The 15,615-nt window shown below is 72.8% G+C and carries 13 protein-coding genes and 2 pseudogenes; 7 read left to right on the top strand and 8 right to left on the bottom strand.

Going from position 1 to position 15,615, the window contains the following annotated elements:
• From KV557_RS25360 to KV557_RS25345, 4 genes and pseudogenes are all read left to right on the top strand, one after another.
• Positions 1–640: pseudogene (locus KV557_RS25360) on the top strand (hypothetical protein); the annotation flags it as partial.
• A gap of 119 nt (positions 641–759) precedes the next feature.
• The gene (locus KV557_RS25355; protein ID WP_218203784.1) at positions 760–4,212 is read left to right on the top strand and encodes a right-handed parallel beta-helix repeat-containing protein; all 3,453 of its coding nucleotides are present in this window, start codon (positions 760–762) and stop codon (positions 4,210–4,212) included.
• Positions 4,209–5,621 (top strand): S8 family serine peptidase, encoded by a 1,413-nt coding sequence (locus KV557_RS25350; RefSeq protein ID WP_218203783.1) that lies wholly within the window; start codon positions 4,209–4,211, stop codon positions 5,619–5,621. The genes KV557_RS25355 and KV557_RS25350 overlap by 4 nt, the downstream gene beginning before the upstream one ends.
• A 194-nt stretch (positions 5,622–5,815) precedes the next feature.
• A pseudogene (locus tag KV557_RS25345) lies at positions 5,816–6,010 on the top strand (DDE-type integrase/transposase/recombinase); the annotation flags it as partial.
• Positions 6,011–6,060: 50 nt separating this feature from the next.
• Here the strand turns inward: KV557_RS25345 and KV557_RS25340 are convergent.
• The 3 genes from KV557_RS25340 to KV557_RS25330 all read right to left on the bottom strand — a co-directional run bounded on the left by KV557_RS25340 (position 6,061) and on the right by KV557_RS25330 (position 9,125).
• Positions 6,061–7,281: a MinD/ParA family ATP-binding protein gene (locus KV557_RS25340; RefSeq protein ID WP_308130066.1), complete on the bottom strand. Its 1,221-nt coding sequence runs from the start codon at positions 7,279–7,281 to the stop codon at positions 6,061–6,063.
• A 270-nt stretch (positions 7,282–7,551) separates the two neighbouring features.
• Positions 7,552–8,436 carry a 5-oxoprolinase subunit C family protein gene (locus KV557_RS25335; RefSeq protein WP_218203782.1) on the bottom strand — a complete coding sequence of 295 codons (885 nt, stop codon included), beginning with the start codon at positions 8,434–8,436 and terminating at the stop codon, positions 7,552–7,554.
• Positions 8,433–9,125 (bottom strand): GntR family transcriptional regulator, encoded by a 693-nt coding sequence (locus tag KV557_RS25330; protein ID WP_218203781.1) that lies wholly within the window; start codon positions 9,123–9,125, stop codon positions 8,433–8,435. Before KV557_RS25330 ends, KV557_RS25335 begins: the two co-directional genes overlap by 4 nt.
• 258 nt (positions 9,126–9,383) lie before the next feature.
• Here KV557_RS25330 and KV557_RS25325 point away from each other — a divergent pair, with 258 nt between their 5' ends.
• Genes KV557_RS25325 through pcp form a run of 3 tightly spaced genes read left to right on the top strand, consistent with a single transcriptional unit; the run spans position 9,384 to position 11,746 of the window.
• The gene (locus KV557_RS25325) at positions 9,384–10,094 is read left to right on the top strand and encodes a DUF969 domain-containing protein (RefSeq protein WP_218203780.1); all 711 of its coding nucleotides are present in this window, start codon (positions 9,384–9,386) and stop codon (positions 10,092–10,094) included.
• Complete coding sequence (locus KV557_RS25320) at positions 10,091–11,059, top strand: DUF979 domain-containing protein (RefSeq protein WP_218203779.1); 969 nt, start codon at positions 10,091–10,093, stop codon at positions 11,057–11,059. The genes KV557_RS25325 and KV557_RS25320 overlap by 4 nt, the downstream gene beginning before the upstream one ends.
• A gap of 45 nt (positions 11,060–11,104) precedes the next feature.
• A complete protein-coding gene (gene pcp / locus KV557_RS25315) occupies positions 11,105–11,746 on the top strand; it encodes a pyroglutamyl-peptidase I (RefSeq protein WP_218203778.1) in 642 nt (213 codons plus the stop codon).
• Between the two features lie 233 nt (positions 11,747–11,979).
• Here the strand turns inward: pcp and KV557_RS25310 are convergent, their stop codons facing one another.
• The 5 genes from KV557_RS25310 to KV557_RS25290 are packed head-to-tail and all read right to left on the bottom strand — an operon-like array spanning position 11,980 to position 15,439.
• On the bottom strand, positions 11,980–12,441 hold the full coding sequence (locus KV557_RS25310) for an NUDIX hydrolase (protein ID WP_218203777.1): 462 nt from the start codon (positions 12,439–12,441) through the stop codon (positions 11,980–11,982).
• A 20-nt stretch (positions 12,442–12,461) separates the two neighbouring features.
• A complete protein-coding gene (locus tag KV557_RS25305) occupies positions 12,462–13,262 on the bottom strand; it encodes an STM4013/SEN3800 family hydrolase (RefSeq protein ID WP_308130065.1) in 801 nt (266 codons plus the stop codon).
• Complete coding sequence (locus KV557_RS25300) at positions 13,259–13,780, bottom strand: hypothetical protein (RefSeq protein ID WP_218203775.1); 522 nt, start codon at positions 13,778–13,780, stop codon at positions 13,259–13,261. Before KV557_RS25300 ends, KV557_RS25305 begins: the two co-directional genes overlap by 4 nt.
• Positions 13,764–14,411 carry a dTMP kinase gene (locus KV557_RS25295; RefSeq protein ID WP_218203774.1) on the bottom strand — a complete coding sequence of 216 codons (648 nt, stop codon included), beginning with the start codon at positions 14,409–14,411 and terminating at the stop codon, positions 13,764–13,766. Before KV557_RS25295 ends, KV557_RS25300 begins: the two co-directional genes overlap by 17 nt.
• The gene (locus tag KV557_RS25290; RefSeq protein ID WP_218203773.1) at positions 14,408–15,439 is read right to left on the bottom strand and encodes a radical SAM protein; all 1,032 of its coding nucleotides are present in this window, start codon (positions 15,437–15,439) and stop codon (positions 14,408–14,410) included. Before KV557_RS25290 ends, KV557_RS25295 begins: the two co-directional genes overlap by 4 nt.
• Positions 15,440–15,615 lie beyond the last annotated feature (176 nt).

Genomic DNA, 15,615 nt, shown 5'->3' with positions numbered 1-15,615 from the left:
GGCCCAGGGCGGCGGCACCGGCCAGGGCAACGGTCAGGGCGCCGGCGCGCCGCAGACCCAGCCCCAGCAGCCGCCCGCCGCCCAGCAGCCCCCGGCCGCCCAGCAGCCCGTCCAGCCCCCGGCCAAGACCACCCAGCCGGCCCCGCCCCCGCCGCCCACCTACAACGCCGTCGCGGGCCCCGGCTGCGGCGGGTCCACCTCCATGCAGCTGAACGGCTGGTTCGACAAGGGCCAGGAGGGCTGGCGCAACAACTCCGGCGGCTACACCGGCGACGGCTGCAGCGGCGGCTTCACCTCGGTGCCGATGTCCGGCAACGCGAACGACGACAAGAGCAACACGGTGGTGTGGACCTTCAACACCGGCTCGCTCACCACCGGCACCTGCAACCTGTCGGTGTACGTGCCCAACGGGGACCTCAAGGCGGTCGGCGGCGCCCCGACCTACTACACCGTGCAGAACCGGACCTTCCAGGTGAACCAGGTCGCCTACCGGGGCCAGTGGGTCTCGGCCGGGTCCTTCCCGCTCAGCGGCGGCAAGATCGCCATGGTGCTGCACAGCCGCGGCGAGGACTGGAACGGCGGCACCAAGACCTACGCCCACCACGCCGCATCCGCCGTCAAGGCCAACTGCACCGGCTGACCCCGCCCCCGCCCCGCCCACCGCACAGCAGCCCCACCAGCGCCACCGGCACCACCGGCACCACCGGCACCACCGGCACCACCGGCACCACAGCCACGAACGACGGAGGAGAACGCCCCATGACCCGCCATGTGCTGACGGTCTGTGCGGAGCAGCGCGACGGCGGCTACCGCACGATCGGCGCCGCCCTGGAGGCGGCCCGCAGCGGAGCGGTGATCAGCGTCCGCCCGGGGCGCTACGAGGAGAACCTGGTGATCACCAAGATGGTGACCATCACCGCCGAGGAGGCCCGCGGCAGCGTGCGCATCTCCCCCCGGCGCGGCGCGGTGGTGCAGGTGGTGGCCGAGGCCGTCCAGCTCACCGGTCTGGTCCTCCAGGGGCAGGACGAGGAACTGCCCACCGTCGACGTCCCGCGCGGCCAGGCCGCCCTGGAGGACTGCGAGGTGGCGGGCAACTCCTGGACGGCCGTGCTGACCCGCCAGCAGGGCTCGCTCGCGATGCGCGGCTGCCGCGTCGTCAACCCCGCCGGGGCCGGCATCGTCGAAACCTCCACCGGCACCAGCGTGATCGAGGACTGCGTGATCGAGCACCTCGGCAGCTCCGCCGTGGTGATCGGCGAACGGGCCAACCCCGTCGTGCGCGGCTGCGTGCTGCGCGACGCCCGCGGCAACGGCGTGTGCGCCAACGGCGAGGGACGCGGCTCGATCGAGGACTGCGAGATCTCCGTCACCGACAAGCCCGGCATCGCCCTGGAGGAGAACAGCTCCACCCGGGTGCTGCGCACCACCGTCCGGGACGTGTCGATCGGCGTCTACGTCTCCTCCGCCGCCCAGGTGCTGCTGGAGGACTGCACGGTCAGCGCCACCCGCAGCCACGGCGTGGTCCTGGCCGGCGGCACCGACCCGCTGGTGCGACGCTGCCGCACGGTGCGGACCAGGGGCCACGGCATCCACGTCACCGGCCGCTCCCGGGGCCGCTTCGAGGAGTGCGAGGTGGCCGGTTCGGAAACCGCCGGGATCCTGGTGGACGAGTCCTCCAGCCCCGCCCTGACCCGTACCGCGGTCGCCGACAGCGCCGGGGCGGGGGTGGAACTGGTCGGCGAGAGCGCCGCCGAGTTCGACCGGCTGGAGGTGCGCGGCGCGGCCGGGGCCGGGGTGAGCGTGCGCGACGGCGCCAACCCGCTGCTGCGCCGCCTGGACGTCGCCGAAGTGCGCGGTCACGGCGTCGAGGTGCTGCGGGAGGGACGCGGACGGCTGGAGTCCTGCGTGCTGTCCGCCACCGGGCGGGCCGCACTGTGGGTCGCCGACGGCGGCAACACCCAGGTCGGCGGCTCCACGATGCGCGGCACCACCTCGGCCGCCGGCACTACCTCGGCCGCCGGCACCGGGACGGCCGGGGCCGTGTCCGGGGTCGAGGTCGGCCCCGGCGGCGTCGCCTCGCTGCGCGACTGCGACATCGCCGAGTGGACCGGCGAGGGCGTGCTGGTCGAGGACGGCGGCGAACTCACCATGGCCCGCGCCCGGGTGCACGGCAACCGCCGCCACGGCGTCCTGCTGGGGCCCGGCAGCCGGGCCGCGCTCACCGGCTGCGAACTGACCGACAACGCCCGCGACGGGCTGCGTGTCGAGTCCGAGGAACCGGTGCGGGTCACCGGCTGCACCGTCGCCGGCAACCGCGGCTCGGGACTGCGGCAGACCAAACCCAGCAGCCGGCTGTCGGTGCAGGACCTGACCAGCCGGGACAACGGCCGCGCCGACAGCCACGGCAGCGCGAGCGCCGAGGCCGAGGACGGCCCCGCAGCGGTACGGCCCGCCGGCTCGCAGGGCGACACCGGCGCCGACGCCTGGGAGCGCGAAGGCGACGCCGAGCCGGAGCAGCGCTCGGCCGACGGCCCGCCGCCGCCCGAGCCGGAGGGACCGCAGGCGGCCCTGCAGGCGCTGGTCGGCCTGGAGGGTGTCAAGGACCAGGTGGCCACCCTGGTCAACCTCAACAAGCTGGCCCGGCGCCGCGAGCAGGCCGGGATGCCGGCCCTGCCGATGGGCCGGCACCTGATCTTCGCCGGCCCGCCCGGCACCGGCAAGACCACCGTCGCCCGCCTCTACGGCGCCATCCTGGCCGAACTCGGCGTGCTGCGCAGCGGCCACCTCACCGAGGTCGCCCGCGCCGACCTGGTCGCCTCGATCGTCGGCGGCACGGCGATCAAGACCACCGAGGTCTTCCAGTCGGCGCTCGGCGGCGTGCTGTTCATCGACGAGGCGTACACGCTGTCCGCCGGATCCGGCGGCACCGGGCCGGACTTCGGCCGCGAGGCGATCGACACCCTGGTGAAGCTGATGGAGGACCACCGCGACGACGTGGTGGTGATCGTCGCCGGGTACTCGGAGGAGATGCGCGAGTTCCTCGGCTCCAACCCCGGCCTGGCCTCCCGGTTCAGCCGCACCGTGGAGTTCCGCAACTACTCGGCGGAGGAACTGGTCACCATCGTCGAGCGGACCGCCGCCGCACACGGCTACGAACTGGCCGACGCCGCCGTGGAAGCGCTCGGGGCGCACTTCACGCGCATGCCCAAGGGCGCGGACTTCGGCAACGGCCGCGCGGCCCGCAAAGTGTTCGAGGAGATGGTGGACCGCCAGGCGTCCCGGCTGGCCGAACTCGCCGAGGTCACCGACGCGGACCTGCCGCTGCTGCTGCCCGAGGACCTCGGCGAGCAGGCCGCCGCGCGCGGCGCGACCGGCGAGGGGGACGGGCGCAGCGACCTGCTGGAGCGGCTGCGCTCGATGGTCGGCCTGTCCGCCGCCAAGGAGCAGGTCGAGAACCTGGTCAACCTGATCACCCAGGTACGCCGCCGGGAGGAGGCCGGCCTGCCCACCGCGAAGATCAGCCACCACCTGGTCTTCGCCGGCCCGCCCGGCACCGGCAAGACCACCATCGCCCGCCTCTACGGCGCGCTGCTCGCCGAACTCGGCGTGCTGCCGAACGGCCAGCTCGTCGAGACCGCCCGCGCCGACCTGGTCGGCCGCTACATCGGCCACACCGCCCAGCTCACCCGCGACGCCTTCGAACGCGCCCGCGGCGGCGTGCTGTTCATCGACGAGGCGTACACCCTCACGCCGCGCGGCGGCGCCGCCGGCGGCGACTTCGGCCAGGAGGCGGTCGACACCCTGATGAAGCTGATGGAGGACCACCGCGACGAGGTCGTGGTGATCGTGGCCGGCTACCAGGAGGAGATGCAGGGCTTCCTCGCCTCCAACCCGGGCCTGGGCTCGCGGTTCTCCCAGCAGATCGCCTTCGACCACTACAGCGCGGACGAACTCGTCACCATCGTGCGGATGCAGGCCGAGGAAGCCGGCTACGTCTGCGCCCCCGAGACCCTCGCCGCGCTGGCGCAGCTGTGCGAAGCCGTCCCGCGGGACCGCAACTTCGGCAACGGCCGCTTCGCCCGGCAGACGCTGGAGGCGATGGTGACCCGGCAGGCCGGGCGCCTGGCCCGGCTCGACGTCGGCGACGTGTCGGAGCTGAGCCTGCTGCTGCCGCAGGACATCCCCGCGCTGCTCCAGGGGAGCGGGGTGTGACGGGCGGCCCGGCCCGTCCCCGTCCTGCCGCGCGGATCCGGCGGGCGGGCCCCGCCTCGGCGGTGACCGCCGTGCTGTGCTGCGCCGTCCTGCTGGTGCCGGCCGCGCCGGCTGCTGCCGCCCCGCCCCCGGGCACCTCCGCCGCGACGGGCACGGCACGCCCGGGCGCGGCCCCCTCCGGCGGCGCGGACTCCGGAGCACTGCCCGTGATCGGGCAGAGCAGGGCAGCGGGACGTACGGACGGCTGCGTCAAGCCCTCCGACAAGGGCACCGACCGGATGCCGTGGGCGCAGACCTTCCTGCGCCCCGAGGCCGCCTGGCAGCTCAGCCGCGGCGCCGGGGTGACCGTCGCCGTCGTCGGCTCCGGGGTCGACCCGGCCTCCGGCGTCCTGGGCGACCGCCTCGTGCCGGGGCCGCGCGAGTACGGCGACGGCGACTCCACCCGCGACTGCGTCGGCCACGGCACGTTCCTCGCCGGGCTGATCGCGGCCCGCCGCCAGGACGGCGTCGGCTTCGCGGGCATCGCCCCCGAGGCGCGGATCCTCGCCGTGGCCGTGACCGACAGCGCCGGGAACACCACCGCGGCCCTGCTGGCCAAGGGCATCCGGGACGCGGCCGACGGCGGCGCCCGGGTGATCGCGGTGGCCCTGCCCGTCCAGGCGGGCGACGAGGAACTGGCCGGCGCGGTCCGCTACGCCGGCGGCAAGGGCGCCCTGGTGGTCGCCCCGGCAGGGCCCGACCAGGGCAACGGGTCCGGGTCCGGGTCCGGGTCCGCGGAGGTCCTGGCGGTCTCCGACCTCGGCCCGAACGGCGCCCCGCCCGGCGGCGGTTCGGATTCCGGCGGCTCGGGCGCGGCCGGTTCGGGTGGCTCCGGTGGCTTCGGTGGCTCCGCCTCGGGCATCTCGGGCGTCTCGCGCTCTTCGGTCGCCTCGGGTGGCGGGTCCGGGCGGATCGACCTGGTGGCCCCGGGGGACGCGATGATGAGCGTCGGACCCGGCGGCAAGGGCTACTTCACCGGCTCGGGGCCCAGCTTCGCCGCCGCCGTGGTGGCCGGCACCGCCGCCCTGGTCCTCGGCTACCGGCCGGACCTCGGCCCGGCCCAGCTGAAGGACCGTCTGACCTCGACGGCCTACCACCCGGGCACCGCCCTGCCGGACCCCCGCCTCGGTTACGGCACGGTCGACCCACTGGCCGCCGTCGGAGCCCCGGCACCGGCCGCCGTCCCGCCGTCCTCCCGCCCGGCCCCGTCCGCGGCCGCACTCCAGCCGCCGTCCCCGGACCCCGCCGGTCGTCAGGCGATCGTGACGGCAGGCGCCGTCCTCACCGGCGTGGCCCTGGTCACCGGCACCGCACTGGTCTGCACGGCCGGCCGCCGCCGTGCCTGGCGCCCAGGCCGCTGGCAGGTGTGAGGGACCCGTCCGGCCCCGGACAGTGCGGCGCAGCCTCACCGGCTCGCCGGACGCCCCTGACCCGCGCTGTCCGATGCCGGTCGTGCGATGGCCGCACGGCCCGACTGACTGTATCGACCGAACCCCGGCCGCAAGACCCGCTCCGGGGCGGGCTACTGGGGGCACCTCCCGGCCGAAGGCTGGGGGACCACCCGCACAACGCCGTCGACGACCACTCCCGCCTGGCCCACAGCGAGATTGTCCCCGACGAACGCCAGGAGACCACCGCCGCGTTCTGGACCCGGGCGAACGAGTTCTTCGCCCGGGCAGGGATCACCGTCCAGCGCGTGCTCGCCGACAACGGCTCCTGCTACCGCTCCCACCCCTGGCGCGATGCCCTCGCGGCCGAGGGCATCAAGCCACCCGCCGGCCGCGTCCCCGACCGCACAGGACAGAGCACCTAGAAACCGGGGACGGCGGTGCCTCCGGGGCCCGCGAGGGCGAGGCCCATCCCCTCGGCGACCAGGCCGGCGAGTTCAAGGTAGGCGCGGCGGGTCCTGGGGCGCAGCTTCACGGGGTCGAACGCCCCGCCGAGGGCCAGGTGTTCGTCGAAGGGCAGGACGACGGCGGCGCGGCAGCGGCTCTGGAAGTGCGTCACCAGGTCGTCCGCCTTCACCATCCGGCCCGTGCTCCGGACGGTGGAGATCAGGGTCACGCTGCGCTGCGCCAGCGGGCCGTACCCGTTCGTGTACAGCCACTCCAGGGTGGAGTCGGCGCCGCTCGCGCCGTCGACGCTGGTGGTGGCGGCGATGACCAGCTGGTCGGCGAGGCCGAGCACGGCGCTCGTGGAGCTGTGCAGCAGGCCGGTGCCGCAGTCGCTGAGGACGATCGGGTACTGCCGGCTGAGCAGGTCGACCAGCCGCCGGTAGTCCTCGCCGCCGAAACTGTTGGCGACCGCCGGGTCCGGATCGTTTGCCAGGACCTCCAGCCCGCTGGGGGTCAGTGAGGTGAAGCGGCGGATGTCCATGTAGCCGGTGATCGAGGGCTCGGCCGCCAGCAGGTCCTGGACGGTCGCCGCGGTTTCCCGGCGGATCCGCCGGCTCAGGGTGCCGGTGTCGGGGTTGGCGTCGACGGCGATGACCTTGTCGGACCGCGTCTCGGCGAGGACGGACCCGAGCGCCAGCGTCGCGGAGGTCTTGCCCACACCGCCCTTGAGACCGACGACGGCGATCCGGTAGGAGCGGTGCAACGGGGTGCGGATGACCGCCTCCAGGCGCCCCCGCTCCCGCTCGCCCCGCCCGAGGCCCAGACCGCGCAGGCCACGCCGCGCGGCGGGGGGAACGGAGGCCTGGGCGGCTGCCGGGGTCGCGAGGACGGGGACTTGCGCGGCTGCGGGGACGGGGACGGGTGCGACGGCGGGGGCCGGCCCGTGCACGGGCTGGGGGAGGGTCTGCGGCACGGGCGGTGGCTGCGCGGGGAGTTCCGCAGGAGCCGGCCTGGCCCCCAGGGGCACGAGTACCGTCCCCATGGCGTCCAGCGGCCGCTGCCATTCCGCCTCGGGCGCCCGCTCGGTCTGCCGCCCCGGGGGAGGGGTGACCGGCCCGTAAACGGGGGCGAGGTCCCAGTCCGGGCCCTCCGCCAACCGCTGCACCCGCTCGATGACCGTGTGGTCGCCCGCCACGTTCCCTCCTCCTGTCGCCTGCACCGGCCCCGACCCCCGCACCGGCAACCGTCCTCCACCAGCCTCAACGGCCGGGGACGGCGGGTCCGTTCAACTGCCCAACCGCTACCGCGCGGGAGTCGTGGGACGAAACCCGGTGCGTACCGCGTGACTTCGTAGGTGGTGCTGCGTTCGCCGATGCAACCAGCCGAGTACACGGTCACACCAGAATCAGTCATCAGGCCGTCCGTCACCTTCCACAGCGCCACCAGCGGAGCGGGAAGGCTCAGCTCAATCTCGGTCGCGGAGAGGGCGCTGGTGCACGGGGGCGAAGCGGACCGGGGTGCCGGGGGCGGCCTGGGCGGCGGCGGGGAGGGCGGTGGCGGGGATCACGCCGATGACGGGGTAGCCGCCGGTGGTCGGGTGGTCGGCGAGGAAGACCACCGGGTGGCCGCTGGGCGGGACCTGAACGGCGCCCAGGACCATGCCCTCGCTGGGCAGTTCGCCCTCGCTGGCGCGCTCCAGGGGCGGTCCGTCGAGGCGCAGGCCGATCCGGTTGCTGGTCGCCGAGACGTGGTAGCGGGATCGCGCGAGGGTGGCGAGGGCCCGGGCGGTGAACCAGTCGTCGCGCGGGCCGAGGACGAGCGGCAGGACCACCTCGGCGGGCGGGGCGGTGCACGGCACCACGTCCGCCCCGGCCGCCGGGCGGAGCGGCTCGCCCAGCGGCAGCGTGTCCCCGGCGGCCAGGGGCGCCGGGCCCAGCCCGGAGAGCAGGTCGGTCGAACGGCTGCCGAGGACCGGATCGGTGGCGATCCCGCCCGCGAAGGCGACGTAGCTGCGCACCCCCCGGGTCGCGGGGCCGACGTCGAGCAGCGCCCCGGCGGGCAGCCGGACCGGGGCGGCCCAGGCGGCGGGCCGGCCGTCGACCCGCAGGGTGCAGGGCGCTCCGGTCACGGCCACCGTCACCGGGCGGTGCACCCGCACCGCGCAGCCGAGCACGGTGGTCTCCAGGGCGGCCGCCCCGGCGGGGTTGCCGACCAGCCGGTTGGCCAGCCGGTGGGCGGGCTGGTCGAGGGCGCCGGAGCGCGGCACGCCGAGGTGGGCGTGCCCGGGCCGGCCGAGGTCCTGAACGGTCGTCAGCAGGCCCGGTCTGACGACGGTGACGGTGGCGGTCACTGCCCGCCCGCGCCCGTCATGGCACGGACGATCACCGCACGCGCGTCGTCCAGATACCTCGTCAACTCGACCTCGGCGTCGTCGATCTCACCGGACTCCAGCAACCCGGCGAGCACCTGGTTGCGGCGCAGGAACGGCTCGTGGAGCCCGCGTGCGGAGGGAACCGCCGCGAAGGCCAGGCGCAGCTCCGCCATCAGCCCCGCCATGCACTCGTCGATCCGCTCGCTGCCGGCCAGTCCCGCGACGGCCTGGTGGAAGTGCAGGTCGGCGGTGCCGACGGTGACCCAGTCGTCGAGCGCCTCGGCCGACTCCGCCCGCTCGAGCGCGGCCCGGACCGCGGCGAGGCGCTCGGACGCCGCACTGCGCAGGGCGCGCACGCCGGCCGTCTCCAGCGCCAGGCGCAGTGTGTAGATGTCGGCGACGTCCCCGGGGTTCAGCACCTTGACGAACACTCCGCGGTTCAGCTCGTGCACGACCAGGCGCTGGTCGGCCAGCAGCCGGAACGCCTCGCGCAGCGTGTTGCGCGAGACCGCGAGCGCCTCGCCCAGCGCCTCCTCCGACAGCCGGGTCCCCGGGGCGAGCCGGCCCTCGGTGATGTGGTCGCGCAGCACCTCGGCCACGCGCTGTGCGGCGCCGGCGCGTTCGAGCCGGCTCCGATCGGCCGCGAGTGCGTCGAAGACCCCGGTCACGTCGTACCTCCTGCCGCACAGGGGGCGCCCTGTCCGATCGCGCGGGAGCTGCTTCCGTCTCCGCGAAGGCCGGTAAACGGAACGCCGCCTGAACTCTTGTCGGATTGTTCCACAATCCCCTAGCCTCGCGGCAACCCCCGCGAGGTCGCGGCCCACCAGGCCGGGACCTCATCCGCCGTGTGGCATCCGTGTGGCACCCGCGTGGCAGCGCAGACGACCACCCACAGGCGGAGACCCCTTCGAAAGGCGGCCAGGAACATGATCGTTCTTGTCGGCATCCTCGTCGTGGTGGCCGGATTCGCCACCCGGCGAAATCCGCTCCTCGTCGTCGGCGCCGCCGGCATCCTCACCGGCCTGCTGGGCGGACTGAGCCCGATGAAGGTCCTGGAGGTGTTCGGCACCGGCTTCGCCTCCAGTCGCTCGGTGACCCTCTTCGCCGTCGCCCTGCCGGTCATCGGCCTCCTGGAACGCCACGGCCTGCAGGAACAGGCCCGCACCCTGATGAACCGGCTCGCCAAGGTCAGCGCCGGCCGCCTGCTCGCGGTATACCTGGTGATCCGTCAGCTCACCGCCGCCCTCGGACTCACCGCGCTCGGCGGACCCGCCCAGGCGGTGCGGCCCATGATCGCGCCGATGGCCGAGGCCGCCGCCGAACGCCGCCACGGCACCCTGACCGACAAAACCCGCGAACGGCTGCGCTCCTTCGCATCGAGCGCCGACACCGTCGGCCTGTTCTTCGGCGAGGACTGCTTCCTCGCCATCGGCTCGATCCTCCTGATCACCGGCTTCGTCAACGCGACCTACCACACCAACCTGGAACCGGTCCAACTCGCCCTGTGGGCCGTCCCCACCGCGATCTGCGCCACCCTCGTCCACGGCACGCGCCTGCTGCGCCTGGACCGCTCCCTCGCCCGGGACCTGCCCGCCACGGGCACCGCCGCCCGCCGCGTCATGGAGGACACCAAGTGATCAAGGTGGAGTGGCTGTACTGGCTGGTCGGCGCCGTCTTCCTGGCGATGGCCGCGCAGATGGCGGCCGACCGCAGCAACCCCAGGCGGTACGGCAGCGCCGCCTTCTGGGGCCTGCTCGGCGCGAGCTTCGTCTACGGCACCTGGGTCGCCGACAAGAGCGCACCCGCCGCGCCGCTCGGCGCCGCCGTCCTGGCCATGATCTGCCTGGCCGGGTTCGGCCTCACCGGACGCGGCACACCCGCGACCACCACCCCCGCGCAGCGGGCCGCCTCCGCCGCCCGCCTCGGCAGCCGGCTGTTCATCCCCGCGCTCACCCTCCCGCTGGTCGCGCTGGCCTGCGCCACCCTCCTCAAGGGCGTGCACCTGGGTGGCGGCCTGCTGCTCCAGTCCGGCAGCGAGACGCTCCTCGGGCTCGGCGTCGGAGCGATCGTCGCCCTGGCCGTCGCCCTCCTCCTCACCCGCGAGCGCAACCCCGCCGTCGCCCTGCACGCCGGCCGCGGCCTGCTGGAGGCCATGGGCTGGTCGCTGCTGCTGCCCCAACTCCTCGCCGTGCTCGGCTCGATCTTCCAGAGCGCCGGCGTCGGCACCCAGGTCGGCAAGCTGACCACCCACTTCCTGCCCGACGGCAGCAAGTACGCCGCGGTGGTGCTCTACTGCCTCGGCATGGCCCTGTTCACCGTCGTCATGGGCAACGCCTTCGCCGCCTTCCCCGTCATGACCGCCGCCATCGGCTGGCCCGTCCTGATCACCCAGCTGCACGGCAACCCGCCGGTCGTCCTGGCCGTGGGCATGCTGGCCGGCTTCTGCGGCACCCTGGCCACCCCGATGGCCGCCAACTTCAACCTGGTCCCGGCCGCCCTGCTCGAACTCAAGGACCAGTACGGGCCCATCAAGGCCCAACTCCCCACCGCAGGCGTGCTGCTGGGCTGCAACATCGCCATCATGTCGCTCTTCGCCTTCTAGCCGATTACCTCCACCGACCGCGAAAACCGACAGCGAGAGACGCTGATGACCAAGGTCCTGCTCACCGGCTTCGAACCCTTCGACGGCGCCGCCCGCAACCCCTCCTGGGAGGCCGCCCGCCTCGTCGCCGACAACCCTCCCGAGGGAATGAAGGTCACCCCGGCCCGGCTGAGCTGCGTCTTCGGGCAGGCGGCCGACGAACTGCGCGCCGCGGTCCGGGACACCGACCCGGACGTGGTGGTCTGCCTCGGCCAGGCGACCGGGCGCCCCGACATCAGCGTCGAGCGCATAGCCGTCAACATCGACGACGCGCGCATCCCCGACAACGCGGGCCGCCGGCCCGTCGACCGGCCCGTCGTCCCCGGCGGCCCCGCGGCCTACTTCGCCACCCTGCCGGTCAAGGCGTGCGTGGCCGCCGTCCGGGAGGCCGGCCTGCCCGCCTCCCTGTCCCACACCGCCGGAACGTTCGTCTGCAACCACGTCTTCTACGCCCTGATGCACCTGCTCGCCGCCGAACGGCCCACCGCCCGCGGCGGCTTCATCCACGTACCGGCCCTGCCCGAGCAGGTCCTCGACCAGGCCAAGCCGTCCCTGCCCGCCGCCACGGTCGCCCACGCCCTGCGCGCCCTGCTCGCCGCCTCGACCCGCCGCCTCGACCTCCGCACTCCGGAGGGGGCCACCCACTGACCGATCCTTCGTCTAAGTTGGACGGATGACTGCGGAGTTGACGGCGGAGTTCGAGACCTTCGTGCGCACCGCGACCGGCCACACCCTGGTTGCCTCCGGGGTTCGCTGATCGCTGTGCGCCGACGGCAGCTGGGCAAGGCAGTAGTCGGCCTGCTCCTGGACCAGGGCGCGGAGGCGATCCTGGCGGAGATCCGGCCACCAGGCTGAGCCGGAGCGGGAGCCCCGGTCGATTTTCAGCGTGCGGGATCTGCCGTCTCAGGCCAGGGTGCTGTCCGGTCGGCGAGTAGCAGTGCAAGTGGGCCTCCCTGAAGCAGGAACCGGCCTTCGACAGCAGCAGCGATGGCGTCTTGCATCGGCCACCACATGAGCTTGAAGTCGTCTTCGTCCGGTGCGAGTTGCTGTGCTCCGAGGGTCAGATCCCGGGCCTCGAAGAGGTGGACTCGCGCGGTCGATCCGGGGACGATCGCGTAGGAACCGAGCGGGCGCCAGGTTTCGGCGGTGATTCCGGCTTCCTCGCGCAGCTCGCGCCGCGCGCATTCTTCCGGGGTTTCGTCGTCTTCCTGGCGTCCTCCGGGGAGGAACAGGAAGTCGCCTCCGTGTCGAGGGAACCGGGTGGTCAACACTGCGACCAAGCCCTTGGCATCTCGGGCGACGATGACGGAGGCGTCCCGCGTTGGCAGCTGGGCATTGGTCATACGCGGAGCGTAAGACGGTGCTAGACCACCGTGCAGGCGAACGGCACGTTCGTCACCGCTGGGTGGATGATCCCGCGGCCGTGATAGCCATCTTCTCCGAAGGCGTCGCCGTGGTCCGCGCACATGATGACCAGCCACTGTTTCTTGGCGGTGAGACCGGCGATCAGGCGTCCGAGATGCTGGTCCGCGTAGGCGAGCGCCGCGTACTGCGATGCCCAGGAGTCGGTGCTGTCGCCGAGGTAGTGGCCGTGGGGTACGTGGGTGGCGGAGACGTTGACGAACAGGAACAGCGGCCGGTTCTCGTACTGCTGGGCGATGGTGAGGGCGTGGTCGACCTGGTGGCGGGTGGAATCGATCGCCGGGGAGCAGAACTCGGCTCGCCAGTGGTCCTCGTGGAACATGTCGGGGAGCACTGACCCTAGGGGTGTCTCCCGGGAGAAGTAGGTGACGCCGCCGATGCACACCGTGCGGTAACCGTGCTGGGCGAGGCCGGTGAGGAGGTTCGGGGAGTCGAAGACGAAGGTGCCCGGGTCGACTTCCTTGAACGACGGCGGCCGGCACTCCCAAAGGCGCGGCGGCTGCTCGGGCTGTGGGAGCTTGGGGAGAAAGCCCGAGAAGAAGGCCATGTGAGCGGGGAGGGTGAACGTGCCGGGGGTGCGGCGCTCCTCCCACTGTCCCCCGGGCAGGAGCTTGGCGAGGTGCGGTGTCTGCCCGGCGTGCATCGCCGCCCGAGCAACGTCGTAGCGTAGGGAGTCCAGCGTCACGAACAGGATGCTGGTTCCGGAGCGGATGACTTCGGCTGCGTCGATCAACGGGTTCACCCTTCTGCGGTGGCGTAGTGGTCGGCCAAGTCGGGGCGGTAGACGACGCGCCCGCGGTCGGCGTCGTTGACGGGGATGGGGACCTTGTCGCGGGCGATGAGGTCGCAGATGCGCTCCAGTCCGGTTCCCTCGGTGACGGGGCTGCCGTCGGCGGCGAACAGCCGGATGGTCACCTTGGTGCCCTTGGTGGTGATGAGCGCGCCGGGGATCTGCAGAGTACGGATGCCGTACTGGAGAAGTTCTTCGCCACCTTCGCCGATGACGGAGACGGTGGCCGCGTAGTGCTGGCAGTTGATGGCGCCCTTGCTGAAGTTGGTGGCGTACGCGTGGCCAAGCTCGGTGCCGTCGTGAACCAGGGCGACACCGTGGGACCGGGTGGTGAGGACCAGGCAGGCGCCGACCCACCAGGCGACGCCGGCGTGGATCTGGTCCGGGTTCTTGGTGTCCTTGTATCCGTGGTCGGTGCCGTGGATTCGATCGTCGGCGAACACGGTCGGCAGGTCAACGGGCCGCAGCACGGTGTGCCTCCAGCAGGTCGTGGATCTCGGTGGCGATCTCCTCGGGCGTGCGTTCGTCGGTGGCGATCGGGACGGCGGTGGGGTCGGTCGCGGCGAACAGCCGGTACAGCTCCTGGACGTGGCCCAGAAGGCTCGGGCGGCGCGTCAGGAAGCGGTCGGTGGCGGCCCTGCCTGGCCGGGCCTCCATCCGGTGCCGGATCTCCTTCTCGGAGGTCTCCAGGTACACCGTCAGGTCGGGCCGGGGCAGGTAGCTGAGATGCGGGTTGAACATAGCGATGACCACGTCCAGGTCGAGATTGTTGACGGCGGCGTGGTTGACGACGACGGAGCCGATCCACCGGTCGGCTATGAGGTTGCCGGAGACGAGCCGGTGGCGGGCGGAGTCCGCAGCATCGAGAGCGCCGGCCAGGTGGAAGGCGAACTGGGTGAGCGCTCCGCCGTGGTCGTTGATGTAGCCGATGAGGGAGCTCAGGGGCTGCGGGATGACGTGCAGCGTCTCGGCGTGCAGCCGCTCGGCCAGCAGCGCGGTGAGGGTGGACTTGCCGGAGCCGCTGATGCCCTCCAGCGCGAGGAGGATGCCGTTGCGGCCGGTGATGGGGGGCTGGTAGCAGGCGGGGAGTTCGCTGGTCACAGCGTTCCTTCGGTGAAGGCGGCGACGTGCGAGGCGACGGCGGCTGACACTGTCGTCTCGGCGTCGGGAGCGGCGAGCAGGGGGGTGAGGTCGAGACGCAAGTCCTCGCGCAGGAGACAGGGCATCAGGCCGCCCGCGTGGTCGAGCCGCAACGCCCAGAATCCTTCGACGCACTGAGGCTTGAGGGGGCAGGAGCCGCATTGCCCGACGTGGTGGCGGCCGAGCCGGCGATGGATGACCTCGATCTCCAAGCCATCGACGGTGAAGACCCGTCGCCCCTGGCCAACACCGACGATCTCCACGCGCTCATCGGTGGTCATGGTTCGCAGGAGCGCAACGAGGTCGTCGGCGGGTACTGCGGAGTCCCGGCCGTAGGAGTTGAAGCCGGTATCCACCAGCTCGATGAACTGGGTGGGGAGCCGCCGTTCGAGGGCGTAGTCGAGGATGGCGGGGATCTCGTGCTGATTCTGCGCTTGGAGGAGGGTGTTCAACTCGACGTGCTCGAAGGCGTCGCGCGCGGCGTCGATCCCGTCCAGGACGGCGGAGATCGGAAGTCTGGTGTGCGCGATCTCCTGGAACGAGGCGTTACTGAAGTAGTGGAGCGACACCTTGATCTTGTCGAGCGGCGTGCCGCGCAACCACGGCAGGCAGCGCGGTACGAGGATGCCGTTCGTGATGAGGCTGAATGTGGTGTCCGGGGCGGTGAACTGGCGCATCTCCTCCAGTACCGGCCGGGCCAGCTTGGAGGCCAACGTCTCGCCGCCGGTGAAGTACACACGGCGGACGCCAGCGGTGATCATGGAACCGATGATCTGAATGTAGTGCTCCGAGCACAGAACTCGCGTGCGGGGCTGCTGGGATCGGTCATCCCGCGTGACACCGGGCGGCACATCGCCTTCGTTGTGGCAGAACCAGCAGGCGACGTTGCACTCGGGCCCAAAAGAGACACGGAGCTGTCCCCGTAACGCCGCGAAGTTGTGCAGGGCGGTCATGCCCAAGTCGGCGTTCGGGATGCTGAGCAGGTCCATCACGCACTCCTGATCAGTCAGGAACTTGGAAGGTGCCGCTCGACTCGCGGGGGACGCATCGAGGGAGCCGTCGCGGACAACCGCGCCGACGCACTTCCGCGGTTGCCGAGGGGGATCGGTATTCCTCGCGTCGGGCGACTGCAACGACGGTAGGGAGCAACAGGAAGTGCTCTCAA

This window comes from Kitasatospora aureofaciens (assembly GCF_019192735.1).
GTDB classification, from domain to species: domain Bacteria; phylum Actinomycetota; class Actinomycetes; order Streptomycetales; family Streptomycetaceae; genus Kitasatospora; species Kitasatospora aureofaciens_A.
The sequence above is the reverse complement of the archived record's forward strand: the minus strand, read 5'-3'. Positions and strand labels throughout refer to the sequence as shown.